The sequence below is a fragment of the Streptomyces sp. TLI_146 genome, assembly GCF_002846415.1.
Lineage (GTDB): Bacteria > Actinomycetota > Actinomycetes > Streptomycetales > Streptomycetaceae > Streptomyces.
The window spans coordinates 4,168,268-4,194,262 of record NZ_PJMX01000001.1 but is presented as its reverse complement, the minus strand read 5'-3'; the positions used below and the strand labels follow the sequence as shown (position 1 = coordinate 4,194,262).

General features: G+C 72.2%; 23 protein-coding genes and 1 tRNA gene. 10 read left to right on the top strand and 14 right to left on the bottom strand.

Annotated features, from left to right (window positions below):
• Positions 1-264 precede the first annotated feature (264 nt).
• The 4 genes from BX283_RS18775 to BX283_RS18755 all read right to left on the bottom strand — a co-directional run bounded on the left by BX283_RS18775 (position 265) and on the right by BX283_RS18755 (position 4,789).
• Positions 265-1,110, bottom strand: a complete 846-nt coding sequence (locus BX283_RS18775; RefSeq protein ID WP_101388729.1) for an S-methyl-5'-thioadenosine phosphorylase — start codon at positions 1,108-1,110, stop codon at positions 265-267.
• A gap of 123 nt (positions 1,111-1,233) precedes the next feature.
• Entirely contained in the window at positions 1,234-1,539 is a 306-nt protein-coding gene (locus BX283_RS18770) for an FmdB family zinc ribbon protein (RefSeq protein ID WP_101388728.1), read from the bottom strand.
• Between the two features lie 68 nt (positions 1,540-1,607).
• Entirely contained in the window at positions 1,608-2,885 is a 1,278-nt protein-coding gene (locus BX283_RS18765) for an MFS transporter (protein WP_101388727.1), read from the bottom strand.
• A gap of 365 nt (positions 2,886-3,250) precedes the next feature.
• Complete coding sequence (locus tag BX283_RS18755; protein WP_101388726.1) at positions 3,251-4,789, bottom strand: potassium/proton antiporter; 1,539 nt, start codon at positions 4,787-4,789, stop codon at positions 3,251-3,253.
• Between the two features lie 202 nt (positions 4,790-4,991).
• Here BX283_RS18755 and BX283_RS18750 point away from each other — a divergent pair, with 202 nt between their 5' ends.
• Positions 4,992-7,736, top strand: a complete 2,745-nt coding sequence (locus BX283_RS18750; RefSeq protein ID WP_101388725.1) for a penicillin acylase family protein — start codon at positions 4,992-4,994, stop codon at positions 7,734-7,736.
• A gap of 34 nt (positions 7,737-7,770) precedes the next feature.
• Here BX283_RS18750 and BX283_RS18745 read toward each other — a convergent pair whose 3' ends face one another.
• On the bottom strand, positions 7,771-8,364 hold the full coding sequence (locus BX283_RS18745) for a 5-formyltetrahydrofolate cyclo-ligase (RefSeq protein ID WP_101388724.1): 594 nt from the start codon (positions 8,362-8,364) through the stop codon (positions 7,771-7,773).
• Between the two features lie 93 nt (positions 8,365-8,457).
• Between BX283_RS18745 and galU the strand changes: the two genes are divergently transcribed.
• From galU to BX283_RS18710, 7 genes are all read left to right on the top strand, one after another.
• Complete coding sequence (galU, locus tag BX283_RS18740; RefSeq protein ID WP_101392444.1) at positions 8,458-9,369, top strand: UTP--glucose-1-phosphate uridylyltransferase GalU; 912 nt, start codon at positions 8,458-8,460, stop codon at positions 9,367-9,369.
• The gene (glp, locus tag BX283_RS18735) at positions 9,366-10,667 is read left to right on the top strand and encodes a gephyrin-like molybdotransferase Glp (RefSeq protein ID WP_101388723.1); all 1,302 of its coding nucleotides are present in this window, start codon (positions 9,366-9,368) and stop codon (positions 10,665-10,667) included. The genes galU and glp overlap by 4 nt, the downstream gene beginning before the upstream one ends.
• A 59-nt stretch (positions 10,668-10,726) precedes the next feature.
• Complete coding sequence (gene moaC, locus BX283_RS18730) at positions 10,727-11,227, top strand: cyclic pyranopterin monophosphate synthase MoaC (RefSeq protein WP_101388722.1); 501 nt, start codon at positions 10,727-10,729, stop codon at positions 11,225-11,227.
• Positions 11,228-11,247: 20 nt separating this feature from the next.
• Positions 11,248-11,805: a molybdenum cofactor biosynthesis protein B gene (locus BX283_RS18725; protein WP_373979595.1), complete on the top strand. Its 558-nt coding sequence runs from the start codon at positions 11,248-11,250 to the stop codon at positions 11,803-11,805.
• Positions 11,802-12,428, top strand: coding sequence for a GNAT family N-acetyltransferase (locus BX283_RS18720; protein WP_101388721.1), 627 nt, complete (start codon positions 11,802-11,804; stop codon positions 12,426-12,428). Before BX283_RS18725 ends, BX283_RS18720 begins: the two co-directional genes overlap by 4 nt.
• 142 nt (positions 12,429-12,570) lie before the next feature.
• Positions 12,571-13,782: a gephyrin-like molybdotransferase receptor GlpR gene (glpR, locus tag BX283_RS18715; protein ID WP_101388720.1), complete on the top strand. Its 1,212-nt coding sequence runs from the start codon at positions 12,571-12,573 to the stop codon at positions 13,780-13,782.
• A 75-nt stretch (positions 13,783-13,857) separates the two neighbouring features.
• Positions 13,858-13,931, top strand: a tRNA-Ala gene (locus BX283_RS18710).
• Positions 13,932-14,042: 111 nt separating this feature from the next.
• On the opposite strand, the gene BX283_RS18705 is transcribed toward BX283_RS18710, so the two are convergent.
• The 4 genes from BX283_RS18705 to BX283_RS18690 form a co-directional block, all read right to left on the bottom strand.
• Positions 14,043-14,516 (bottom strand): hypothetical protein, encoded by a 474-nt coding sequence (locus BX283_RS18705; protein ID WP_101388719.1) that lies wholly within the window; start codon positions 14,514-14,516, stop codon positions 14,043-14,045.
• A gap of 5 nt (positions 14,517-14,521) precedes the next feature.
• On the bottom strand, positions 14,522-15,661 hold the full coding sequence (locus BX283_RS18700; protein ID WP_101388718.1) for a hypothetical protein: 1,140 nt from the start codon (positions 15,659-15,661) through the stop codon (positions 14,522-14,524).
• Complete coding sequence (locus BX283_RS18695) at positions 15,661-16,251, bottom strand: WXG100 family type VII secretion target (RefSeq protein WP_101388717.1); 591 nt, start codon at positions 16,249-16,251, stop codon at positions 15,661-15,663. The genes BX283_RS18700 and BX283_RS18695 overlap by 1 nt, the downstream gene beginning before the upstream one ends.
• An 83-nt stretch (positions 16,252-16,334) precedes the next feature.
• Positions 16,335-16,817 (bottom strand): GNAT family N-acetyltransferase, encoded by a 483-nt coding sequence (locus tag BX283_RS18690; RefSeq protein WP_101388716.1) that lies wholly within the window; start codon positions 16,815-16,817, stop codon positions 16,335-16,337.
• A 58-nt stretch (positions 16,818-16,875) separates the two neighbouring features.
• Between BX283_RS18690 and BX283_RS18685 the strand changes: the two genes are divergently transcribed.
• Entirely contained in the window at positions 16,876-17,679 is an 804-nt protein-coding gene (locus BX283_RS18685; protein WP_101388715.1) for an exodeoxyribonuclease III, read from the top strand.
• A gap of 84 nt (positions 17,680-17,763) precedes the next feature.
• Here the strand turns inward: BX283_RS18685 and BX283_RS18680 are convergent, their stop codons facing one another.
• From BX283_RS18680 to BX283_RS18665, 4 genes are all read right to left on the bottom strand, one after another.
• On the bottom strand, positions 17,764-17,946 hold the full coding sequence (locus tag BX283_RS18680) for a hypothetical protein (RefSeq protein ID WP_101388714.1): 183 nt from the start codon (positions 17,944-17,946) through the stop codon (positions 17,764-17,766).
• A gap of 113 nt (positions 17,947-18,059) precedes the next feature.
• Positions 18,060-18,947: an SDR family oxidoreductase gene (locus BX283_RS18675; protein WP_101388713.1), complete on the bottom strand. Its 888-nt coding sequence runs from the start codon at positions 18,945-18,947 to the stop codon at positions 18,060-18,062.
• On the bottom strand, positions 18,944-19,864 hold the full coding sequence (locus BX283_RS18670; protein ID WP_101388712.1) for an alpha/beta fold hydrolase: 921 nt from the start codon (positions 19,862-19,864) through the stop codon (positions 18,944-18,946). Before BX283_RS18670 ends, BX283_RS18675 begins: the two co-directional genes overlap by 4 nt.
• Entirely contained in the window at positions 19,861-21,435 is a 1,575-nt protein-coding gene (locus BX283_RS18665) for an NAD(P)/FAD-dependent oxidoreductase (RefSeq protein ID WP_101388711.1), read from the bottom strand. The genes BX283_RS18670 and BX283_RS18665 overlap by 4 nt, the downstream gene beginning before the upstream one ends.
• Before the next feature lie 224 nt (positions 21,436-21,659).
• Here BX283_RS18665 and BX283_RS18660 point away from each other — a divergent pair, with 224 nt between their 5' ends.
• The gene (locus BX283_RS18660) at positions 21,660-22,295 is read left to right on the top strand and encodes a MerR family transcriptional regulator (RefSeq protein WP_101388710.1); all 636 of its coding nucleotides are present in this window, start codon (positions 21,660-21,662) and stop codon (positions 22,293-22,295) included.
• A gap of 285 nt (positions 22,296-22,580) precedes the next feature.
• Here the strand turns inward: BX283_RS18660 and BX283_RS18655 are convergent, their stop codons facing one another.
• Entirely contained in the window at positions 22,581-25,868 is a 3,288-nt protein-coding gene (locus tag BX283_RS18655) for a S41 family peptidase (RefSeq protein ID WP_373979190.1), read from the bottom strand.
• Positions 25,869-25,995 lie beyond the last annotated feature (127 nt).

Below are 25,995 nucleotides of genomic sequence, written 5' to 3'. Positions count from 1 at the left end.
CGCCCGGCCAACTTCCCGCCGGGCCCTGTGGATTACCCGCAGGTTGTGGACAACTCCGTCACCCGCCCGGGCAGATGGCGCCACCGGTTTGTGGAAACTCCGCCGCCCGTGGAGGGAGAGACGAACCGCGCCCGACCGCAGGCCCGTCTCCGACCGCAGGCCCGCCCCAACCCCAGGCCCGCCCCGACCCCAGGCCCGCCCCGACCCCAGGCCCGCCCCCGACCTCAGCTCGACCCGACCCCCAGCCCCCGCCCGGCGTCAGCCCTACGGCAGCCGAATCCCCGTGTCCAACCCCTCCAGTGCCCGCGTGCACAGGCAGTCCCGCTCGCCCGTCGGCAGGGCCGCCACCGCGTCGAAGAGCACCGAGCGGAGCCGGTCCACGTTGGCCGCGAAGACCCGCAGCACCTCCTCGTGGGAGACGCCCTCGCCCGTCTCCGCGCCCGCGTCCAGGTCGGTGACCAGGGTCATCGTCGTGTAGCAGAGCCCCAGTTCGCGGGCGAGCACCGCCTCGGGGTGCCCGGTCATGCCCACCACCGACCAGCCCATCGCCGCGTGCCACTGCGACTCCGCGCGCGTGGAGAAGCGCGGGCCCTCTATGACGACCAGCGTGCCGCCGTCCACCGGCTCCCAGTCCCGCCCGCGCGCGGCCGCGAGCGCGGCCTTGCGGCCCTCGGGGCAGTACGGGTCGGCCAGCGCCACGTGCACGACGTTCGGGACCGAGCCGTCGGGCAGCGGGTAGCCGTCGTAGTACGTCTGGACGCGCGACTTCGTACGGTCCACCAGCTGGTCCGGCACGAGCAGCGTGCCGGGTCCGTACTCGGGCCGCAGCCCGCCCACCGCGCACGGGCCGAGCACCTGCCGCACACCGACCGAGCGCAGGGCCCACAGGTTGGCGCGGTAGTTGATGCGGTGCGGCGGGAGGTGGTGGCCGCGGCCGTGCCGGGGCAGGAACGCGACCCGGCGCCCGGCGATCTCGCCCAGGAACAGGGAGTCGCTGGGGCTGCCGTACGGGGTGTCGACCTGGATCTCGGTCACGTCCTCCAGGAACGAGTAGAAGCCCGAGCCGCCGATGACGCCGATCTCTGCGTTGGTCACGCGCGCGTTGGTCATGCGCAGCACCCTAGCCGGGGCGGTCGGCGGCCAGAACGGGTGCGGCCAGAACGGGTGCGGGCATGCCGAAGACCCCGCCGTCGGGGACGGCGGGGTCCGGTGTGTCCGGGGCGTACGGCCGGGTCAGGCGGCCGACGACGAACTGGTGGAGCTCGACGACGAGGAGGTCGTCGAGGCGGCCGGCTTCGAGTCGGAGCTCGACGACGTCGACGGCTTGGCGGCCGAGGACGCGGGCGTGCTGCTCGACGAGGCGCCGCGGCTGTCGTTGCGGTAGAAGCCGGAGCCCTTGAAGACGATGCCGACGGCCGAGAAGACCTTCTTGAGGCGTCCGTCGCAGCTCGGGCAGACGGTCAGGGCGTCGTCGGTGAACTTCTGCACCGCCTCGAGGCCTTCGCCGCACTCGGTGCACTGGTACTGGTAGGTCGGCACTTGTCTTCCTCCTGGCACTCTCACTCGATGAGTGCTAACGACGGTCCATAGTGACGTATTCCGCTGGATCAGTCCACCGTCACGGGAACTCGGTGACCGACGCCACTACGGGCGACGGTCCGTCCCGAGGAGCGCGGCGCCAGCCGCGAGCGCAGCGAGACCAGCGTGATCAGGGCCAGCGCGGTGCTCGCCATGGGCACCAGGAAGCCCGCGCTGGAGCCGTGGGCGTCGGCCAGCCGGCCGGCCACGGTGACCGCGCCGGCCTGGCCCAGCGCCACCGCGCCGGTCAGCCAGGTGAAGGCCTCGGTCCGGGCGGAGGCCGGGACCAGCGACTCGACCAGGGTGTAGCCGGTGATCAGTGCCGGGGCGATGCACAGGCCGACGATCAGCCCGAGGCCGCCGAGCAGCACCGCGGAGTGCATGGCCCACAGGCCCGAGGCGGCCAGCGTCAGTCCGGTGTAGCCGGCGATCAGCCGCGTCCGGGGAGCGGACTTCCAGGCGATGGCGCCGCACGCGATGCCCGCCAGCATGTTGCCCGCGGCGAAGATCCCGTACAGCAGACCGTTGGCGCCGGGGTTGCCGATCTCCTCGGAGAACGCGGTCAGCGAGACCTGCATGCCGCCGAAGACGGCGCCGATGCCGAGGAACGACACGGCCAGGACCCGCACACCGGGGATGGAGAGCGCGGAGACGTGCTCCTCGCGCGCGTGGCCGTCGGCGGCGCGGCTGGGCTGCGGCTGGGTGCGGTGCTGGGCGGCGAAGAGCAGGCCGCCGACCAGGGTCAGCGCGGCCTCGGTGATCAGTCCGGCCGCCGGGTGGACGCCCGTGCACAGCGCGGTCGCGAGCACCGGGCCGATGACGAAGGTGAACTCGTCGGTCACCGACTCGAAGGCCGCGGCCGTCGACATCAGGGGCGAGCCGTCGAGCTTGGCGGCCCAGCGGGCCCGGACCATCGGCCCGACCTGCGGCACCGAGGCGCCGGTCGGGACGGCGGCCAGGAACAGCGCCCACAGGGGGGCGCCGGACAGCGCCAGCGCGATCAGGACGGAGCCCGAGGCGGAGTGCACGAGGACGCCGGGGAGCAGCACGGCGCGCTGGCCGAAGCGGTCGGCGAGCTTGCCGCTCTGCGGCGCGAACAGGGCCATGGAGACGCCGGTGACGGCGGCCACGGCGCCGGCGCTGCCGTACGAGCCGGTGGTGTGCTGGACGAGGAGCACGATGCTGATGGTGAGCATCGCGAAGGGCTGCCGGGCGGCGAAGCCGGGCAGGAGGAACGAGAGTGCGCCGGGAGTGCGCAGGAGCTGCCCGTAGCCCGGGCGACGCTCGGAAGTGACCGTGGATGCCACGGCCCTTGCCTTTCTGCCGCCTGGTAGCGCGCCCCTGGTACGGGTGAGTACGGGCGTTGCCGAGAGCTGTCCTCTTGCGCGGAACTGCGGTAGATGCCGGGGCTCACTGCGAGAGCCTCCGACCGCCATACGGTCGCGCCAGCTCTGCGTCAGGCAGAGTTGGTCGATCAGTGGTGTGCCTTCATGGTACAGGGGGATCCGGCTCCGCGCCTGTGAAAGCGCACGGATGACCGAGATCACACCTGTGATTAACCGGATCTTTTCCCGGTGGTTCCCTGATTCGATGGACGCGGGACGACCCTGGCAGGCCCGGAGCCTGTCCGACGTCCCGACCGGACGCGCAGACCGGACCCGCCGGGCGGGCCCTAGCGGTGCGGGCCCGCACCGCCCCCCGTGCCCAGCCAGCCCGCCAGCTTGCCGCCCTGGCCGACCGCCCGCAGCCGGGCCTCGGCCGCGTCCCGTACCGGATCCGTCGCCACCACGAGCAGCTCGTCGCCGCGCCGCAGCACGGTCGTGGGGCCCGGTACGAAGCTCTTCCCGTCCCGGACGACCAGCGTGACCGCCGCGCCGGGCGGCAGCCGCAGCTCGTGCACCTCGACGCCGTGCATCCGCGACTCGGGCGGGATCGCCACCGACAGCAGATGGCCGCGCAGCCGCTCCAGGGGCGCCGACTCGATGCCCAGGTCGGAGGCCGCCTCGGTGTCCGAGATCCGGAGCTTGCGGGCCAGCCAGGGCAGCGTCGGGCCCTGGACGAGGGTGTAGACGACGACCAGGACGAAGACGATGTTGAAGACCCGCTCGCTGCCGTCGATCCCGGAGACCATCGGGATCGTGGCCAGGATGATGGGCACGGCGCCGCGCAGCCCCGCCCAGGACATCAGGGCCTTCTCCTGCCAGGGCATCCGGAACGGCGCCAGGCTGACCAGTACCGCCAGCGGCCGGGCCACCATCGTCAGGGCCAGGCCGATGAGCACGGCGGGCCAGAAGTCGCCGGGCAGCTCGTGCGGGGTGACCAGCAGGCCGAGCAGGACGAACATGCCGATCTGGGCGATCCAGCCGAGGCCGTCCGCGAAGCCGCGGGTGGCGGGCCAGTGTGGCAGCTTGGCGTTGCCGAGGACCATCGCGGCCAGATAGACGGCGAGGAAGCCGGAGCCGTGGGCCATGGCGCCCGCCGCGTACGCGGTGACGGCGATCGCCATCACGGCGATCGGGTAGAGGCCGGACGCGGGCAGCGCCACGTGCCGCAGGCCCCAGGAGCCCAGCCAGCCGACCGCGAGCCCGACGCCGGCGCCGATCGCCAGCTCAAGGGCGATCTTTCCGGCCAGGAAGTACCAGGAGTCCACCGGGCCCGGCGTGGAGAAGGCGACGACCAGGATGACGACCGGGGCGTCGTTGAAGCCCGACTCGGCCTCCAGGACGCCGGTGATCCGGGACGGCAGCGGGACCTTGCGCAGGACGGAGAAGACGGCCGCGGCGTCCGTCGAGGACACCACCGCGCCGATGATCAGTGACTGCCGCCATTCGAGCCCGACCAGGTAGTGCGCACCGGCCGCGGTGACCCCCACGCTCACCGCGACACCGACGATCGAGAGCACGACCGCCGCCGGCAGCGCCGGGCGGATCTCCTTCCACTTGGTGCCCAGACCGCCCTCGGCCAGGATCACCACCAGGGCGGCATAGCCGATGACCTGGGTCATCTCGGCGTTGTCGAACTGGACGTCGAAGATTCCGTCCTGCCCTATCGCGATCCCGATGCCGAGATACAGGAGCAGGCTGGGGAGCCCGCTGCGGGAGGAGACGCGCACCGCCGCGACGGCGATGAGCAGGACGAGCGAGCAGATGAGCAGGAGCTCGTTGAGATGGTGGACAGTCAGTGGCCGATCCTTCCCCTCACGCGCCGTCAGGCGCCCTCACGCACGGGTGCCGGAACGATTCGCCAGCCACCGTTACTTCGTTACCTTACCTAATCTTTGACGAGTTCTTTACGCATGGGTGGGTCTGCGGGACGGGCCGAGGCTCATAAAAGACACCGCGTCCGGGGCTGTCAGTCGCTGCGCCTATGGTTGCTCCAGCACCTAGGACCACCCTGCCCCTCGAAGGACAGCGATGCCCGCCAACACCACAGCCCCAGCCGAGAAGAAGGTCAGGAAGAAGAAGGGACGCCGTGCCCGCCTGATCCTGATCGTCCTGGTGCTGGCGCTCGTCGCGGGTGTCGGTTACGGCGCGTACTGGGGCGTCAGCACCGTTCGCGCCTCCTTCCCGCAGACCACGGGGTCGATCCAGCTCAAGGGCCTCACCGGCAACCCGGTGGAGGTCAAGCGCGACGACTACGGGGTGCCGCAGGTCTACGCGGACAACGACAGCGACCTCTTCATGGCCCAGGGCTTCGTCCAGGCCCAGGACCGCTTCTGGGAGATGGACGTCCGCCGCCACATGACCTCCGGCCGGCTGTCGGAGATGTTCGGCAAGGACCAGGTCGAGACCGACGCCTTCCTGCGCACTCTCGGCTGGCGCAGGGTCGCGCAGCAGGAGTACGACACCAAGCTGTCACCGCAGACGAAGAAGTACCTCCAGGCGTACGCCGCCGGTGTCAACGCCTACCTGGAGGGCAAGGGCCCCAAGGACATCTCCGTCGAGTACGCGGCGCTGGACTTCGTCCACGACTACAAGGTCGAGAAGTGGACGCCGGTCGACTCGGTGGCCTGGCTCAAGGCGATGGCCTGGGACCTGCGCGGCAACATGCAGGACGAGATCGACCGGTCCCTGATGGCCAGCCGGCTGACCCCCAAGCAGATCAAGGACCTGTACCCGCCGTACCCGACGGCCACCCACCGGCCGATCGTCGACGAGGGCTCGGTCAACAAGCTCACCAAGAAGTACGACCCGAGCCGTGAGCCGAGCACCGAGACCGGGGCGGGATCGGCGATACAGGGGGCGACGCAGGGCGCCCAGGCGCAGCTGGCGCGGCTCTCCGACAGCCTCGACAAGATCCCGGCGCTGCTCGGCCCCAACGGCAGCGGCATCGGCTCCAACTCGTGGGTCGTCTCCGGCAAGTACACGACGACCGGCATGCCGCTGCTCGCCAACGACCCGCACCTGGCGCCGATGATGCCGTCGCTCTGGTACCAGATGGGCCTGCACTGCCGCACGGTCTCCGCGAGCTGCGGCTACGACGTGGCGGGCTACACGTTCTCCGGCATGCCCGGCGTGATCATCGGCCACAACCAGGACGTCTCCTGGGGGTTCACCAACCTCGGCGCCGACGTGACCGACCTGTACCTGGAGAAGATCGCTCCCGGCGGCACCTACCTGCTCGACAACCAGCAGAAGCCCCTCGTCACGCGCGAGGAGGTCATCAAGGTCGCGGGCAGCAAGAGCAAGACGATCACCGTGCGCGAGACCAACAACGGCCCGCTGGTCTCCGACCGCGACGACGAGCTGGAGAAGGTCGGCAAGAAGGCCCCCGTGGCCACCTCCGCCCCGGACCGGGGCGAGGGGTACGCGGTGGCCCTGAAGTGGACCGCCCTGGAGCCCGGCAGGTCCATGGACGCCGTCTTCGAGCTCGACCGGGCCAAGGACTTCAAGTCCTTCCGGGCGGCCGCCAAGGACTTCGAGGTCCCCTCGCAGAACCTGATCTACGCGGACACCAAGGGCCACATCGGCTACCAGGCACCCGGAAAGATCCCGCTGCGGGCCAAGGGCTTCGACGGCACCGTGCCCGCCCCCGGCTGGGACTCGAAGTTCAACTGGAAGGGGTCCATCCCCTTCGAGCAGCTGCCGTACGAGCTCGACCCGAAGCGCGGCTACATCGTCACCGCCAACCAGGCCGTGGTCGACGAGAAGAAGTACCCGTACCTGCTGACCAAGGACTGGGGCTACGGCACCCGCAGCCAGCGGATCAACGACCTCATCGAGTCGAAGACCAAGGACGGCGGCAAGGTCTCGACCGAGGACATGCAGAAGATGCAGATGGACAACAGCAGCGAGATCGCCGCGCTGCTGACGCCCGCGCTGCTGAAGGTCGACGTCTCCGACCCGGCCGTACGGGAGGCGCAGAAGCTGCTGGAGGGCTGGGACTACACCCAGGAGTCGGACTCCGGGGCGGCCGCCTACTTCAACGCGGTGTGGCGCAACGTCCTCAAGCTGGCCTTCGGCAACAAGCTCCCCAAGGAGCTGAGGGTCAAGGACGAGTGCCTGAACGTGCGCCCGCCGGACAGCTCCGGCCCGGTCGACGACCTCAACGGGCTGGTGCGCGAGTGCGGCCAGCGCGATGCGGACTCGGCGCAGCCCGACGGCGGCGACCGCTGGTTCGAGGTGGTCCGGCGGATCTTCAACGACGAGAAGAACGCCTGGTGGCAGACGCCCAAGAGCCGTCTCGACCCGGCCACCACCACCCGGGACCAGCTGCTGGCGCGCGCCATGAAGGACGCCCGCTGGGAGCTGACGGCCAAGCTCGGCAAGGACGTCACCACCTGGAGCTGGGGCCGGCTGCACCAGCTGATGCTGAAGAACCAGACCCTCGGCACCGACGGCCCCGGCATCGTGCAGTTCCTCCTCAACCGCGGCCCGTGGAACCTGGGCGGCGGCGAGGCGGCGGTCAACGCGACGGGCTGGAACGCGGGCGGCGGCGACTACTCGGTCACGTGGGTGCCGTCGATGCGGATGGTGGTGAACCTGAAGGACTTCGACAAGTCGAAGTGGATCAACCTCACCGGCGCCTCCGGCCACGCCTACAGCGCGCACTACTCGGACCAGACCGGCAAGTGGGCCAAGGGCGAGCAGCTGGACTGGTCGTTCAGCGCCAAGGCGGTCGGCGCCTCGACGGTGGACACGCTGACGCTCACGAAGTGAGCCGAGGCCGGGAGCCTGTTCTCGAATCAGGCTCTCAGGCCGTGAAGCGGGTCACGCCCTGCGGGGTGACCACCGCGTGGACGGGGTGGTCGTGCGGTTCCTCCGGGACCCGGGCGACCACCTCGTTCGCGTAGAGGAGCACCACGCGCGCGGGGTGGCGGCCCGCCGCCGCGATCCGGGCGAGCACCCGGTCGTACGAGCCGCCGCCCCGGCCCAGGCGCATCCCGCGCGCGTCGACGGCGAGGCCGGGCAGCAGCACGGTGTCGGCGCCGAGGACGGCGTCCGGGCCGAGCCGGGGCCCGGACGGCTCCAGCAGCCCCCGCCCGGCCGGTTCGAGCCGGTCCGCGCCCTCGTAGTGCGCCCAGTCCAGGTCATTGTCCGATTGCAGTACGGGCAGCAGGACGCGCACACCACGCGTGCGCAGCGCGTCGAGCAGCGCGCGCGTGCCCGGCTCGCGCCCCACCGAGACGTACGCGGCGACGGTGCCGGCCGCCGCGAGCTCGGGGAGTCCGAGCGCATGGCGGGCCAGCGCCTGGGCCGCCAAGCGGACGTCGTCCTCCGTCAGGAGGCGCCGGGCACCCAGGAGTTCCCCGCGCAAGAGGGCCTTTTCGGCTGCATCATCACTCACAGTGTTTTCACAATCCCCTCAAATGCCTGTTTATGAGAGCGAATTAACCGGAGGATAATCTTCCGCCCATACGCAGCGGTTAGTGTGCTGCGCATGACTCAGTCGCCCCCACGGATCACCAAGGCTGTCATCCCGGCGGCAGGCCTCGGCACCCGGTTCCTGCCGGCCACCAAGGCCACGCCCAAGGAGATGCTGCCGGTCGTCGACAAGCCCGCGATCCAGTACGTGGTCGAGGAGGCGGTCGCCGCCGGCCTCTCGGACGTACTGATGATCACGGGGCGCAACAAGCGCCCCCTGGAGGATCACTTCGACCGCAACTACGAGCTGGAGGAGGCCCTCTCCCGCAAGGGCGACGAGGCCCGGCTCGCCAAGGTCCGGGAGTCCAGCGACCTGGCCGCCATGCACTACGTGCGCCAGGGCGACCCCAGGGGCCTGGGCCACGCCGTGCTGTGCGCCGCGCCCCACGTCGGCGAGCAGCCCTTCGCGGTGCTCCTCGGCGACGACCTCATCGACGCGCGCGACCCGCTGCTCTCCCGGATGGTGGAGATCCAGGAGCGCGAGGGCGGCAGCGTGATCGCCCTGATGGAGGTCGACCCGTCCCAGATCCATCTGTACGGCTGCGCGGCCGTCGAGCCCACCGGCCACGGCGACGTCGTGCGGATCACCGGCCTGGTGGAGAAGCCCGACCCGGCGGACGCCCCCAGCAACCTGGCCATCATCGGCCGGTACGTGCTGGACCCCGCGGTCTTCTCGATACTGCGCCAGACCGAGCCGGGCCGCGGCGGCGAGATCCAGCTCACCGACGCGCTCCAGCAGCTGGCCGCCGACGAGAAGGTCGGCGGCCCGGTGCACGGCGTGGTCTTCAAGGGCCGCCGCTATGACACCGGCGACCGCGGCGACTATCTGCGGGCCATTGTCAGACTCGCGTGCGAACGTGAAGACCTGGGCCCCGACTTCAAGGCCTGGCTTCGCAGTTACGTGACCGAGGAGATGCAGGCACCTTGAGCAACACGATCTGGTCGGTCGACGAGCACCTGGAGGACGTCCTCGCCGCCGTGGAGCCGCTCGAACCCATCGAGCTGCAACTGCCCGACGCCCAGGGCTGCGTCCTGGTCGAGGACGTCACGGTGCCGCTCGCGCTGCCGCCCTTCGACAACAGCTCGATGGACGGGTACGCGGTGCGGGTGGCGGACGTGGCGGGCGCCAGCGAGGAGTTCCCCGCGGTGCTCACCGTGATCGGCGACGTCGCCGCGGGCAGCGGTGAGCTCCCGTCCGTCGGCCCCGGCGAGGCCGCCCGGATCATGACCGGTGCCCCGCTGCCGCCCGGCGCCGAGGCCGTCGTCCCGGTCGAGTGGACCGACGGCGGCACGGGCGGCGGCGCGGCCACCGGGATGCGCGCCGCCAGTGACGCGCCCGAGGGCGCGAGCGGCGAGGTCCGGGTGCACCGGCCCGCCGAGGCCCGCGCCCACGTCCGCGCGCGCGGCAGCGACGTGCAGGCGGGCGACCTGGCCCTGGCCGCCGGGACCGTGCTCGGCCCGCCCCAGATCGGCCTGCTCGCGGCGATCGGCCGCGGCACCGTGAAGGTCCGCCCGCGCCCCCGCGTGGTCGTCCTGTCGACCGGCAGCGAACTCGTCCAGCCCGGCGAGAAGTTGAGCGAGGGCCAGATCTACGACTCCAACAGCTTCGCGCTGGCCGCCGCCGCGCGCGACGCGGGCGCGATCGCCTACCGGGTGGGCGCGGTCACCGACGACGCCGAGACCCTGCGCGCCACCGTCGAGGACCAGCTGATCCGCGCCGATCTGCTGGTGACCACGGGCGGCGTGAGCGTGGGGGCGTACGACGTCGTCAAGGAGGCGCTGTCCTCGGTGGGCGACGAGGACGAGCCGGGCGGCGGCATCGACTTCCGCAAGCTCGCCATGCAGCCCGGCAAGCCCCAGGGCTTCGGCTCGATCGGCCCCGACCACACCCCGCTGCTCGCCCTGCCGGGCAACCCGGTGTCGTCGTACGTCTCCTTCGAGCTGTTCGTCCGCCCGGCCATCCGCACCCTGATGGGCCTGCCCGACGTGCACCGGCCACGCGCGCGTGCCGCGCTCAGGGCCGACAAGGCGCTCACCTCCCCGGCGGCCCGGCGCCAGTTCCTGCGCGGGACCTACGACGCGGACGCCTCGGCCGTCACGCCGGTCGGCGGCTCCGGATCGCATCTGATCGCCGCCCTCGCCCAGGCGGACTGCCTGATCGTCATTCCCGAGGACGTCACTTCGGTGGAGCCCGGCTCCGAAGTGGAGGTGGTCCTGCTCGGCTGACCGGGCCGGGGTGGCGGTAGCGTGTCTGCCCACACAGGCCGGACCGGGAGCGCCACACCATGAGTACGCAAGGCAGGCTGACGCACATCGACGAGGCGGGCGCGGCCCGTATGGTCGATGTCTCCGAGAAGGACGTGACGGCCCGCACCGCGCGCGCGAGCGGGCGCGTACGCGTCTCGCCGCGCGTGATCGAGCTGCTGCGCGGCGAGGGCGTGCCCAAGGGCGACGCCCTGGCCACCGCCCGGATCGCCGGGATCATGGGTGCCAAGCGCACCCCTGACCTGATCCCGCTCTGCCACCCGCTCGCGGTGTCCGGGGTGAAGCTGGAGCTCACGGTCGCGGACGACGCCGTGGAGATCCTGGCGACGGTGAAGACCACCGACCGCACCGGCGTCGAGATGGAGGCGCTGACCGCCGTGTCGGTGGCCGCGCTGACGGTCGTCGACATGGTCAAGGCCGTGGACAAGGCGGCCGTCATCACCGACGTACGGGTCGAGGAGAAGACCGGCGGCAAGTCGGGCGACTGGTCCCGCCCCGAGCCGGACGGGGCCACCCCGTGAGCGCGCCGGAGCGCCCCGGAGTGGAGAACGCGCCGCCGTTCCCCGGCGACTCGTCAGGGCTCGGCGGGGCGCTGGCGGCCCCGTACGCCGCGCTGGTCGTCACCGCCTCCAACCGCGCGGCGGCCGGGGTGTACGCGGACCGCGGCGGCCCGATCCTCGCCGAAGGCCTGGCCGGGCTCGGCTTCGCCGTGGACGGGCCGCTGGTCGTGCCCGACGGCGACCCCGTGGAGCAGGCGCTGCGCGCGGGCACCGCGGCCGGCTACGACGTCATCGTCACCACCGGCGGCACCGGCATCTCGCCCACCGACCGCACCCCCGACGCCACCCGCCGCGTCCTCGACTACGAGGTCCCCGGCATCCCGGAGGCGATCCGCGCCGAGGGCCTGGCGAAGGTCCCGACCGCCGCGCTCTCCCGCGGGCTCGCCGGGGTCGCGGGCGGCCGCACGCTGATCGTGAACCTGCCGGGCTCCACCGGCGGCGTCCGCGACGGACTGGCCGTCCTGGAGCGGCTGCTGCTGCACGCCGTCGACCAGATCCGGGGCGGCGACCACCCCAGACCCGTGGGGAGCCCAAGCTGAACGTCCCATCGTGGCCGGTCGAGCTGGCGGACGGCGAGGTGCTCCTCCGCCCCATAAAGCTGCGCGACCAGCGGGTCTGGCGCGAGGTGAACCGGCGCAACCGTGAGTGGCTGCGGCCCTGGGAGGCGACCATCCCGCCGCCCGCGCCCGGCGCCCCGCCCGCCCAGCGGCCCACCTACCGGCAGATGGTCCGCCATCTGCGCGCCGAGGCGAACGCGGGCCGGATGCTGCCCTTCGTGATCGAGTACCAGGGCCACCTCGTCGGCCAGCTCACGGTCGCCGGGATCACCTGGGGCTCGATGTGCTCGGGGCACGTCGGCTACTGGGTCGACCGGGACGTGGCGGGCCGGGGCGTCATGCCGACGGCCGTGGCGCTCGCCACCGACTACTGCTTCCGTACGGTCGGACTGCACCGCATGGAGGTCTGCATTCGCCCCGAGAACGGGCCGAGCCGGCGGGTGGTGGAGAAACTCGGATTCCGCGAGGAGGGGCTGCGCCCGCGCTATCTCCACATCGACGGCGGATGGCGGGACCACCTGGTGTACGCGCTGACGGCGGAGGAGGTGCCCGAGGGGCTGCTGCACAGGTGGAAGCAGGCACGCCGGGCCCACCACGAAAAATGAAATAAACGTTCGAATTCGGTCCCCGTATGACCGTGAACCGATCTGAAGAATCACAAAAAAAGCCAGTGATATCAGCCAGATCGTGCGACACACCGGCTCAATTGGCGTATCCCCTCGTGCCCGTCCCTCTACCGTGTGGGGTGTGAGCAGCAGCGGCCTCATTTACGCAGTCATCGTCGGGGCCTGGGCCGCCTACTTGGTGCCGATGTGGCTCCGCAGGCAGGACGAGCTCAACGAGGCCCGTCCGACGGAACGCTTCAGCACCGCCATCCGGCTGCTGTCCGGACGGTCGGCCATGGAGCGCCGGTACGCCAAGGAGCTGAGGCAGCGAGGTTCCGGCGACCCCGCCGCCGACGCCGACCCGGACGCGCCCACGGAGTCCCTCGGGGACCCCGCCAAGGGCGTCGACGTCCGGGACTTCGCCGTGCCCCGACAGCACCCCACGGGTGCCGGGGCACAGCGGCCGGGCGGGCGCGAGGAGCCGCGCCCCCAGGGGGCCCGCCCCGAGGACCCGCACCGCGACGAGTCGCGTCCCGAGCAGTCGCATTCCGAGCAGTCCCGTCCTGAGCCGTCCCGTTCCGAGGAGCGCCGCGGTGGCGAGCGCCGTGGTGACGAGCGACCCGGGGGCGCGCGGCAGGGCGACGGGCGCCGGCGTGACGGCCGTTCCGCGGACGCCGCCGAGCGTGCCCGGCGCGCCCGGCGCAGCGCGGTCCTGGCGCGCCGCCGCCGTACGACGGTGATCCTCTTCCTCGCCTTCACGCTGGGCACGGTCGTGGCGGCGGTGGGCGGCCTCGCCTTCCTGTGGGCGCCCGCGGTCCCCGCCGTACTGCTCAGCGCGTACATCGTGCATCTGCGGGCGCGGGAGCGGCGACGGTTCGCGTTCGTCATGGACCGGCGCCGCGCCGAGGCGGCCGCCGCCCGGCTGCGCGAGCGCCAGCCGCGCCGCCAGCCGGCCCCCGTCGCGGAGACCGAGGACGAGCCGGAGGCGCATCCGGCCCCCGAGCCCGAGCCCGTCGTCTCCCCGCAGGAGGCCGACCGGCGCGCCCTGGTCGAGCAGACCGACCACGCCGAGTGGGTCGACCAGCAGCGCGAGCGCGGCCCCGAGCGCGGCGACAGCTGGGAGCCGGTCCCGGTGCCGCTCCCGACGTATGTGACGGCCCCGGTCGCCCCGCGCGCCACCGGCAGCATCGACCTGGGCGCCCCGGACACCTGGTCCTCGGCCCGCTCCTCCACCGCGGACCCGACGGCTGTGGCCCCTCCGGCGCCGCGTCGGCGCACGTCGCAGAGCGGCCGCCGGACCCCGCTCTTCGACCAGTACGCGGACGACGACCGCCCCCGCGCGGCCAACGAGTGACGCCCGTCTCGCTGACCAGCGGGGACCGGATTTCCAAGCACCCCCGTCGGGGTGCTAATGTTTCACCCGTTGCAAGGGCCTGTGGCGCAGTCCGGTAGCGCACCTCGTTCGCATCGAGGGGGTCAGGGGTTCGAATCCCCTCAGGTCCACAACAACAGGGAAGAGCCCCTGTCGGAGAAATCCGGCAGGGGCTCTTCTCATGTGCCCGGACGGCCCGTTCGGGCCCGGTCGCCCGGGCCCGTCCGGCAGGAGCCCGTCCGTCAGGGCTTGTGGCGGCGGAGGCGGAAGTCCGGGCAGATGTCGGGGTCGGTGTCCTGGTAGAGGTCCGTGCGGGTGGCGTCGATGCCGATGGTGAGCTTGTCGAGGGTGTCGCCCTGGAGGAACAGGGTCGGCTTGGTGAAGTGCAGCCGCAGCAGCGCGCGGCCCGTGGACGCCGTGGCCGACTCGATCTCCCAGGTGCCGGAGCCGTCGAACGTCTTGCCCAGCTTCGCGCGGTGGTAGTCGCCGGTGGGCCACTTCTCCGCCCGCATGGCACCGCCCGGGGACAGCGTCAGGCGCACCCCGTCGGCCTCGTGCGCGCCCTCGTAACGGCCGATGAGTTCGCCGGGGGTGGCGGACTCGGCGGCGACCGGGACGCAGCGCTCCAGCGCGTCCGAACCGCACGCGGTGAGCGGGGCGGTGAGGAGCGCGAGGGCGGCGACGGCCCCGAGGGCGCGTCGGGAACGGTGGGGCACGGTGCTTACTTCCCTGCTGCCGGGATGCGTTCGGTCCACGTCATCCGCTGTCCGACGGTGGAGAAGATGCCGTCGTCGCGGTTCATCTTCTTCAGCCAGTCGTAGTAGCCGACGTAGTGGAGGAACGATTCGTTGCTGGTCTTGTTGTTGAGCGTGTACTCGACGACGAGGGAGCCGTCGGGGTCCTGGCCCTTGACCGAGTAGTCGAGGGAGTACGAGCCGACGAAGGCCTCGCCCAGGTGGTCCTCGTCGCCGGTGGCGATCGCCGGCAGGTCGGTGAAGAGGAGCTTCCCGAAGGCCGCGGCCTTTCCGCCCTTGGAGATGGAGTAGCTGACGGTGCCCTCGTCGTTGCCGTCCTTGCGCCAGTTGGCCAGGGTGTCCGCCCGGAGCTGCTCCATGCTGACGCTGGACTTGATCAGCTCGGTCATCCGGTCGCCCTCGTGGTACTCGCGGTCGCGCGGCCCGCTGCCGGTGACCCAGTCCACACCGAGGGAGTACGGGTCGTCGCCCTGGCGGGACGGGTACGGGTCCTTGCCCTGCATCGCGAGGTCGAGGGCGTTGTAGTCGGCCTGGTCGATCGTGTTGGTGGTGTCGATGTTGTTGTGCCGCGGGGCGGTGTTGAACCAGTCGCCGAGCCCGATGTCCGACATGAGGGAGAACGCCAGGTTCCGGTCGGCGACGATGCCCCGCTTCACGATCTCGACGATCTCCCGCTGGGCGTCCTCGATGGCCTTCGCGTCCGCCGAACCCTTCTCGACCACCTTGCAGACGCCGTGGACCATGTCGGGCGAGACGGCGCCGTCCTTGTCGATGTACAGACCCCTCTCCAGGGCGCGCCGGACGGCGTCCTTGAGGTCCTTCTGCACGGCCTTGAGTTCGCCGAGCGCGTCGTCCAGGACACCGACCGCCGCCTGGGCGACCTTGGCGGCCGCCTCGATCTGGCGCTCGACGTCGTCGATCATCCGCCAGGCGTACGGGGCGGCCGCGCCCTCCCAGTAGCCCTTGTCGCGCAGCGGGGTGAGCACGTCGTCGTGGACCCGCTTGGGCAGCTTGGCCAGGTCCGTGTGCGTGGTGCGCCACTGGTCGGCGAGCTTCTGGAGCGGGCCGAGGTCGGTGTCCAGGATCTCCCGGTAGAACGACGGCATTACAGCCCCTCCAGCTTCGAACGCCGCGGCGCGATGCCCCGGAGCGACTCGTCCACGGCGTGGTCCGTCGCGTGGTAGTCCCGGGCTCCCACGCGCAGGCTCTCGGAGATACGGGCCAGCCAGCCGGCCACGGTGCCGGCCTGCTTCTCCCACTGCGTGCCGGCCGTGCGGATGGCCTTGGCCGACTCCCAGCCGTCCATCGCCGCCGACGCCTTCTGCGCCGGGTCCTCCAGCGCGGCCGCGGGCTTGGTGAAGTCCGTGTGGATCTCGTCCGCGCGGCCCGCCGCCGCGGTGAGCACGCCGGGCGCGATGCGCAGCGCGTCCTGCGGCGGGCCCTGGACCGGCGGCTTGAGGAAGGGCGACCCTCCGAGCGGCGGTCCCTGGAGGGACGGGCCCTGGAGCGGCGGCTTGAGGAGGGGCGAGCCGGTGAGCGGCGGGCCCGGCTGCGGGAAGACCGGGGTGAGCGGGTCCACATAGCTGTCGGCGGGCGGGGCCTTGGTGACACCGGCGGCCCACTCGGAGTGGTGCCGCTTCAGCTCGTCCGGCGAGAGCGGCAGTTGGGAAGGTTCGGGCAGTTTGTCGTCACTCATGCAAGATCCCCCGTGCGGTGCGCGTGCGCTCAGCAGCCTAACCGCTGCCGGGAGATGGGCTCATGACAAGCCGTTCGGGGACGTCACGGCACCAGGGGTTTCGCGTAGCAGATGCTGTTGTCGTGGAAGCGGTAGTGGCCGAACTTCTCGCAGGGGGAGTAGCCGCTGGAGGCGTAGAGGGCGATCGCCTCCGGCTGCTGGTCGCCGGTCTCCAGGACCATGCGGGTGCGGCCCGCGGCGCGGGCGTCGTCCTCCAGGAGCGCGAGGATGCGGCGGGCGAGGCCCAGGCCCCGCGCCTGCGGGATCACGTACATGCGCTTCAGCTCGGCGTCGCCGTCCGAGTAGCCCTGGTCGTTCTTGTCCTGGGTGCGCCAGCCGCCGGTGGCGACCGGGCGCTCGTCCTCGTCGTACGCGATCAGATAGAGCCCGTTGGGCGGTACGAACATGGAGGCGTCCAGCGGGGTGGCGTCGCCCTCGTCCGTGTAGCGCTCGATGTATTCGAGCTGGACCTGGTCGTCGAGCTTCACGGCGTCCGGGTGGTCGTACCCCCGTGTACGTATATTCATGCGTCCCAGAGTACTTCTATGCAGGCGATCACGGAGGCCGGGTCGGTAGGGTGCCCGGGTGCTCACTGTTACCACTGTGAATGTAAACGGGCTCCGCGCCGCCGCCAAGAAGGGATTCCTTCCGTGGCTGGCCGGGTCGGACGCCGACGTCGTCTGCCTCCAGGAGGTACGGGCCGAGCCGCAGCAGCTCACCGCCGAGGTGCGCGAGCCCGAGGGGTGGCACGTCGTGCACGCGCCCGCCGCGGCCAAGGGCCGGGCCGGGGTCTCGCTCTACACCCGCCGCGAGCCGGAGCGGGTCCGGGTCGGCTTCGGCAGCGCGGAGTTCGACGGCAGTGGCCGGTATGTGGAGGCCGACCTGCCCGGCGTCACCGTCGCCAGCCTCTATCTGCCGTCCGGCGAGGCCGGGACCGGGAAGCAGGACGAGAAGTACCGGTTCATGGGCGAGTTCCTGCCGTATCTGAAGGAGCTCCGGGCGCGGGCGGCGGCCGACGGGCGCGAGGTCGTCGTCTGCGGCGACTGGAACATCGCCCACCGCGAGGCCGACCTCAAGAACTGGCGGGGCAACAAGAAGAACGCGGGCTTCCTGCCCGAGGAGCGCGAGTGGCTCTCCCGCGTCCTGGACGCCGCCGACGGCGGTTACGTGGACGTGGTGCGCGCGCTGCACCCCGACGAGGAGGGGCCGTACTCGTGGTGGTCCTACCGCGGGCGCGCCTTCGACAACGACTCGGGCTGGCGCATCGACTACCAGCTGGCCACGGCGGGCCTCGCGGCGCGCGCGGTCAAGGGGTACGTGGAGCGGGCCGCCTCGCACGAGGAGCGGTGGAGCGACCACGCCCCGGTGACGGTGGTGTACGGGCTCTAGGGCCTGCCGGGATCCTCGGCGGACATACGGAAGTGGCGCACCCGGGCCCGGGTGCGCCACTTCGTACGCGCGGAGCGCGAAGCGTCAGGCGTCGTAGTCCATGTCGAACTTGTCCTGCGCCTCCTGGGCCGCGCGCTGGGCCTCGGCCGGGGCCTGCTGAGCCTGCCGCGAGCGCTCCTGCTGCTGGCCCTTCTTCGAGCTCATCGCCTGCTTGGCCTGCTGCTCGGCCTGCTTCGCCTTGTCCTGGAACTGGTCCTTGATGCCCATCGAGTTCACTCCTGATGAGGGGGTGTGGGGGGCCGGGTGCCGGGGCTGTTCCCGCGGCTCCTCCGGGCCTCGACCAGCGTGGCATGGGTGGACAAAGGGCGCATTTCGATCAGTTACGGAAGGTCACGGAGCGTGCGTTCCTGCTCGTCGGCGGCCCCGCCCGCGCCCACCAGACCCCGCCCGACCCCCGCCAGCCGGGGCTCGAAGCGCCGCATCTCGCGCTGGCCCACGGCCCCGATGACCGCGGGCAGATAGCCGCGCACCGACTGCATCCCCCGCAGCCACCACTGCGCGTACACATGCGAGGAGCGGCGTTCGATGCCCGCCACGATCCGGTCGACGGCCGGGCCCAGCGGATACGTGCGGTTGGACGGCCACGGCAGCCGCTGGCGCAGCTCGCGCATCACCTCGTCCTGGTCCGCGCCGCGCACCATGTCCGTGTCGGTCCAGGACAGATACCCGACCCCGACCCGTACGCCCTTGTAGCCCACCTCGGCCCGCAGGCTGTGCGCGAAGGCCTCCACGCCCGACTTGGACGCGCAGTACGCGGTCATCATCGGCGCCGGGGTGATCGCGGCGAGCGAGGCGATCTGGAGGAAGTAGCCGCGGCTCTCCATCAGTACGGGCAGGAAGGCCCGGGCCGTGACCGCGCCGCCGATCAGATTGACCTCGATGACGCGGCGCCAGGCGTCCGGGTCGGAGTCCACGAACGGGCCGCCGGAGGCGACGCCCGCGTTGGCGACCACGATGTCGACCTTGCCGAACCGCTCCTTCACCTCCCGCGCGACCCGCGCCATCGCCTCGTGGTCGGTGACGTCCGCGAACCACGACTCGGCCTCGGTGTGCAGCCGCGCGGCCACCCGCTTCAGCTCGTCCGGCTCCAGGCCGACCAGGGCCACCTTGGCGCCGCGCGCCGACAGCTTGCGCGCCAGCAGTTCGCCGACGCCCCGGGCCGCGCCCGTGACGACCGCGACCTGCCCCTCCAGGCTCACCCTGCTCATGCCACGTCCTCCTCGACTGCCACGTACGTACGGACCAGTTCACGGATGCGTTCCGTGACGACTTCGGGGGCCTCCATCGGGGTCATGTGCCCGACGCCCGTCAGCTCGGTGAGGCCCACGCAGAGCGGCAGCGCAGCCGCGATCCGCCGGGCGTGCACCGGCGGGGTGAGCCGGTCGGCCGTCCCCGCCACCACGGCGGTGGGCACCCTCAACTCCCGTACCAGGGCGTCGATCTCCAGCTCGGCCAGCACCCGCGACCAGGCGTACCGGGGGCCCCGGGCGCAGCCGTGCACGATCCTGGCGCACGCCTCGATCCGGTCGGGCGCGGCCCCCGGGCCCATCGTCGCGTACCGCAGGACCTTCTTGCCCACGGGAGTGACCGGCCCGAGCGGGGCCTTCGAGCCGAGGACGGCCGCGGTGAGCCGGGTGCGCAGCCGGCCCGGCCGCAGCGGCACCACCAGCGACTCGGCGACCAGCTGGGAGCTGCCGGTGGAGCAGAGCAGCACCGCCGCCGCGTGCGCGCGCAGCCCGGGGCGGCGGGCTGCGGCCATCAGCGTCATGCCGCCCATGGAGTGCCCGGCGAGCACCGCCTTCTCGCCCGGTGCGAGCGTCGCCGCGAGCACCGCCTCCAGGTCGTCGGCGAGCGCGTCGGCGGAGCAGACCCCGCTCGCGGCGGTACGGCCGTGGCCGCGCTGGTCGTAGACGACGACCCGGTGGTCCTCGGCCAGGGCGCGTATCTGCGCGGCCCAGAAGGCGGTCGAGCAGGTCCAGCCGTGGGCGAGGACGACGGCCGGGGCGCCGTCGGGCCCGTGCACCTCGACGTGCAGCCGGGCGCCGTCGGCGGAGACGGCGGTGAGGGTACGGGCGGGGGTCGGCGGGGCGAAGGGGCCCGAGGTGACGTGTGCGGGGCGCTTCACGAGGCCACCGCCTCGGGGGCGCCGGACGCCTTGCGCCCCTTGCGGGGCTCGGCCGCCGCCGCGGCGGGCTCGGCGGGCTCGGCGGCCTTTGGGCGGACGACCTCGTACTCCCCGAGGTCGACCGCGCGGGTCTCCTTGCGGAACTCGCCGGTCGTGCCGGGCCAGATGGTGGTGTTGCGCCCGCTGGCGTCCAGGTACCAGCTGGTGCAGCCGCCGGTGTTCCACACCGTCCGCTTCATGCGCTCCTGGACGCGCCGGTTCCAGGCGCCGACGGCGGACGGCCGGGCGGCGAGGGCGACGCGGCCGCCGAGGACGTCCAACTGCCGCAGGTAGTCGGCCATATAGCTGAGCTGGGACTCGATCATCAGGATCATCGAGGAGTTCCCGAGGCCGGTGTTGGGCCCGATGATCGTCATCCAGTTGGGGAACCCGGCGGCGGTGGCGCCGCGCAGCGACTCCATGCCGCCCTTCCACGCCTCGGCCAGGGTGCGCCCGTCGGCGCCGACCACGCGGTCCGCGATCGGCATGTCGGTGACGTGGAACCCGGTGCCGAAGACGATCGCGTCGGCCTCGGTCTCGGTCCCGTCGGCGGCCACCAGCGTGGAGCCGCGCACCTCGCTGAGCCCGGAGGCGACGAGGTCCACATTGGGCTTGGCGAGCGTCGGGTAGTACTCGCTGGAGAGCAGGATCCGCTTGCAGCCGATGCGGTAGTCCGGCGTCAGCTTGGCGCGCAGGGCCGGGTCCTTGATGGCCCGCGCCATGTTCCGCTTGGCCAGCGACTCGACCAGACCCAGCTCGTTGGGCCGCTTGGTGAACGCGCTGACCTGCAACTCCCGGATGCCCCACAGCAGTCCGCGGCGCGCGGCCCCGGTGAACGGCAACTGCCGGTGCAGCCAGCGCTCGGGCGCGGTGATCGCCCGGTCCACGCGCGGCATGACCCAGGGCGGGGTGCGCTGGAAGAGCGTGAGACTGCGGACCTGCGGCTGGATGGCCGGGACGATCTGGATCGCGGAGGCGCCGGTCCCGATCATGGCGACGCGCTTGCCGCGCAGGTCGTAGTCGTGGTCCCAGCGGGCGGAGTGGAAGACCTTGCCGGGGAAGGAGTCCAGGCCGGGGATGTCGGGCATCTTCGGGTCGGAGAGCGGCCCGGTCGCGGAGACGACGACGTCGGCGCGCAGAACGGCCCCGTTGGCGCACTCGACGACCCAGTACAGCTGCTCGGCGTCCCACCGCATCATCGTCACCTCGTGGTCGAGGCGGATGTGCGGGCGCAGCCGGAAGGTGTCGGCGACGTGCTCCAGATAGGCCCGGATGTGCCGCTGCCCGGAGAAGGTGCGCGGCCAGTCCGGGTTGGGCGCGAAGGAGAACGAGTACAGATGGGACGGTACGTCGCAGGCGCACCCGGGATAGCTGTTGTCCCGCCAGGTCCCGCCGACCGAGTCGGCCCGCTCCAGGACGACGAAGTCGGTGATGCCCTCCCGCCGCAGCCGGACCGCGGCCCCGAGCCCGCCGAATCCGGACCCGATCACCGCCACCCGTACGTGCTCGGGCTCGCGCTCGTGCTGGACCATGCCACCGCCTCCATGCAGGACGTCTGTGCGGAGAGTCTGTATGACGCGCGACTCTGCCAGTAATCACTGGCACAGTTGGGAGAGTAGAGCAGCGGCATACCGAGCGGTAGGGGTCCGGCCGGGGAAAGTTACTGGCGGTACAACATAGGCTGGCGGATGTGGCAGACGGAGGAGTTGGCAGCGGGCCCGGGGGCGAAGCCCCCGCCGTACCCCGCGAGTACCGCATGGAGGAGCTGGCCGCGAAGGCCGGGATCACCGTGCGCACGCTGCGGTTCTACCGCGAGCGGGGCCTCATCCCGCCGCCGCGCCGCCAGGGCCGCATCGCCTGGTACGACGAGCGCCATCTGGCCCGGCTGCACACCATCGCCGCGCTCCTCGAACGCGGCCACACGCTCTCCGGCATCGCCGATCTGACCGCCGCGTTCGAGTCCGGCCGGGACGCGGGCGAGGCGCTCGGGCTGGTCGAGCCGACCGAGGAGACCCCGGTCCGGCTCACGCCCGAGGCCCTCGCGGACCACTTCGCGGGCGAGGTGACGCCGGAGAACCTGGCGGCCGCGCTCGACCTCGGCTACCTCGCGGTCGACGGCGAGGAGATCGTCCACATCAGCCGGCGCCTGCTCGATGTCTCGGCGGCGCTGGTGCGGGAGGGGATTCCGCTGGCCGCGGTGCTTGCGGCGGGCCGGGAGGTGCGTGCCCACGCGGACGCGCTGGCCCGTCTGTTCGTCGACCTGCTGCACGCGCACGCCCACGCCTCCGACCAGGACCTCTCCCGGCTGCGCCCGCTGGCCAAGCACGTGGTGGAGGCGGAACTGTCCTTGGCGATGGACCGCCGCCTGGCGGAGGGCCCGGACGGGTCCTGATCCGGCGAGGTCTTCGTCTGCGGGCCGGTGGTGGGCTGGTCGCGCAGTTCCCCGCGCCCCTTTTTCGGTCCGGTGTTCGTCTGCGGGTGGTGGTGGGTTGCTCGCGCAGTTCCCCGCGCCCCTTAGGCAGTCGGCCGCAGCCGGAGACCCCAGCTCAGCCACAGGCTTTCAGGGGCACGGGGAACTGCGCGAGCAACCGGCCGCGGTCCGCAGGCGAGAGCGGGTTTAGGGGCGCGGGGAACTGCGCGGCCAGCCGTCCACCGGGCCGCAGACAAACACCGGGCCTCACCGCGGTGGCAGCTCCGGCCGTCGCCGATCCGGCGTGTTCGTATAGCCGGGCGGCGCCGCCGCCGGCGTCCCCGCCAGCAGATCCAGGGCCAGCTGCACCGCGTCGTCGAGCTGCGCATGGCGCCCCTCCGCCCAGTCCAGCGGCGTGCGCAGGATCTCCAGGTCCGGCTCCACCCCGTGGTTCTCGATCGACCACTCGTACGTGTCGAACCACGCCGCGTTCATCGGCACCGTGATCACCGTGCCGTCGCCCAGCGTGTGGCGGCCGGTCATGCCGACCACACCGCCCCAGGTCCGCTGGCCGACCACCGGGCCCAGCCGCAGCAGCCGGAAGGCCGCCGTGATCATGTCGCCGTCGGAGGAGGTCGCCTCGTCGGCGAGGGCCACCACCGGGCCCCGGGGGGCGTTCGAGGCGTACGAGACCGGCTGGGCGTCGCGCGTCAGGTCCCAGCCGATGATCCTGCGGGTGAGCTTCTCGATCACCAGCTCGCTGATGTGGCCGCCCGCGTTGCCGCGTACGTCGACGATCAGCGCCGGGCGGGACATCTCCAGGCGCAGGTCCCGGTTGAACTGGGCCCAGCCCGAGCCGCCCATGTCCGGGATGTGCAGATAGCCGCACCTCTCGCCGCTCAGCTCCCGTACCACCGCACGGCGCTTGGCCACCCAGTCCTGGTAGCGCAGGGGACGCTCGTCCACCAGCGGGACCACGGCGACCCGGCGGGAGCGCCCCTCGCCCTCGGCGGGCTGGAACGTCAGCTCGACGGTCGTGCCGCCGGAGCCCGCGAGCAGCGGGTAGGGGCCCGTCACCGGGTCCACCGGGCGGCCGTCGACATGGGTGAGCACCGCGCCCTCGCGGATGCCGGTGCCGGCCAGCGGCGAGCGGGCCTTGGAGTCGGAGGAGTCGCCGGGCAGGATGCGCCGGACCATCCAGCCCTCCTCCCGGTGGACGAAGTCCGCGCCCAGCAGGCCCTGGGGGCGCTGGTAGTGGGGCGGGCCCTCGTTCCTGCGGGCGGCCGAGACGTACGCGTGCGAGGTGCCCAGCTCGCCCAGCACCTCGCGCAGCAGGTCCGCGAACTCGTCGGGGGAGGCGACCCGTTCGACCAGCGGGCGGTACTGGTCGAGGACCGCCTTCCAGTCGATGCCGCACATCCGCGGCTCCCAGAAGTACGCGCGAATGATCCGGCCCGCCTCGTCGTAGGCCTGGCGCCACTCGGAGGGCGGGTCGGCCTCGTGCAGGACCCGGCGCAGGTCCAGGTAGACGGTGGAGTCCGAGTCGCCGGACTCGGTGGCGGGCACGGCCCGCAGCTCGCCCTCGTCGACGACCACCAGACGGCTGCCGTCGCCGCTCACCGCGAACCAGTCGAGATGGTCGACGAGTTCGCTCTTGCGGGCCTTGGTGATGTCGAAGTGCTCCAGGGTCGGGCGGCCCGAGGTGTCCGCCGGGTTGGCGAACGTCTCGCCCAGCGCGCCCGAGATCGGCCAGCGCAGCCACACGAGGCCGCCGCCGGAGACCGGGTTCAGCGCCGAGTACTTGGAGGCCGCCACCGGGAACGGCGTCACCCTGCTCTCCAGGCCCTCCACCTCGACCGTCACCGTGCCGTCGCCGCTCTCCTCCATCGGGTCCAGCCCGCCCGCCGCCGGGCGCCCGTCGGGCAGCAGCGCGAACGGGGAGGGGGTGGCCGAGGAGAGCGGGACCAGGTACGGGCGGCAGCCGAGCGGGAAGGAGAGGTCGCCGGTGTGGACGTCGTAGACCGGGTCGAAGCCGCGCCAGGACAGGAAGGCGAGATAGCGGCCGTCCCGGGTGAACACCGGGTTCTCGTCCTCGAAGCGGCCGTTGGTGACGTCCACGATGACCCGGGCGCCGGGGCCGGAGATCCGGGCCATCTTGATCTGGCGCAGCGAGCGGCCGATGCCCGGGTGGGACCAGGTCAGCCAGGCCCCGTCGGGTGAGAACGCCAGGTCGCGGACGGGTCCGTTGATCGACCTGATCAGTTCGGTGACCTCGCCGTTGGACTCCTCGGTGGCGTCGATCAGCAGCAGCCGGCCGTCGTGCGAGGCGATCGCGAGGCGTTCGCCCTCCGGGTCGGAGAGCAGCTCCTGGACCCGGCCGAGCCCGCCGGAGGCCAGCCGCCTCGGCTCGCGGTCGCCGCTGGCCCGGGGCAGGTACGCGATCTCCACCGCGTCCTCCCCGTCCGCGTCCGTCACGTACGCCACCTGGCCGCCGGTGCCGAGCATCTCGGGCAGGCGGACGCGGACGCCCGCGGTGTCGGTGATGGTGCGGGCCGGGCCGTCGCGGTGGGTGAGCCAGTACAGGCTGCCGCGCACCACGACGGCGCTGGCCCGGCCGGTGGTGTCGACCGAGAGCGCGTCCACATGGCTGGCCGCGGGCACCTGGTACGTACGCCGCCCGGCGCGCGGGCCGCCCAGGCGCACGTCGAGGCGGCGCGGGGCCGAGTCGGGGGTGAGCGCGTCGACGATCCACAGGTCGCCCGCGCACTGGTAGACCACCCGGTGCCCGTCCGAGGAGGCGTGCCGGGCGTAGTACTCGTCGTGGTCGGTGTGGCGGCGCAGGTCGGAGCCGTCGGGCAGACAGGAGTAGAGGTTGCCCACCCCCTCGTGGTCGGAGAGGAACGCGATGCGGTCCGCCACGAACATCACCGAGTCGAGATGGCCGCCGATGTCCGGGAGCAGCCGCTCGCCGTGCAGCCACAGGCGGCCCATGGCGCCGCCCCGGTAGCGCTTCCAGGCGGCGGGCTCGTGCGGCGGCTTGCCGGTGAGCAACAGGGTGCGGCGCTCGCCGTCGAGGTCGTTGACCGCGATGTCGGAGACCGGGCCCCAGGGCAGCCGCCCGCCGGGGGAGCCGTCGGTGGGGACGCTGTAGGCCCAGGAGAAGTACGAGAAGGGCTGGCCGTGCGAGGAGACGGCCAGGATGTGGCCGTCGGGGGTCCAGCCGCAGACCCGGGTGTCGGTCGAGCCCCAGTAGGTCAGCCGCCGGGCCGGGCCGCCGCCGACGGGGGCCAGATGGATCTCCGGGTCCAGGCTGCGCCAGGTCGTGTACGCGATCTGCTTCCCGTCGGGGGAGAACCGGGGGTGGCTGACCTTGGTGCGGTCGACGGTGACCCGCCAGGCCCGCGAGGGGCTGTGGCCGGCCGGGACCAGGGGCGCGACCCACAGGTCGTCCTCGGCGGCGAAGCAGATCAAGTCGTCGTGCAGATGCGGGAAGCGGAGGTATGCGCCCTCGGTCACAGGCGCCGGCTGCTGGTCGTCCTCGCGTGCGTCGCTCACTCGTCAATGCTTTCCGCGCGACGGGGGTGCGGCAACTTATGGAGCCTTGACAGTTGTGGCGCAGAACACAAGCGAAACGGTTTCGTTTCGCTGACCACCGGCGATATCGTCGTACGAGTACGAAACC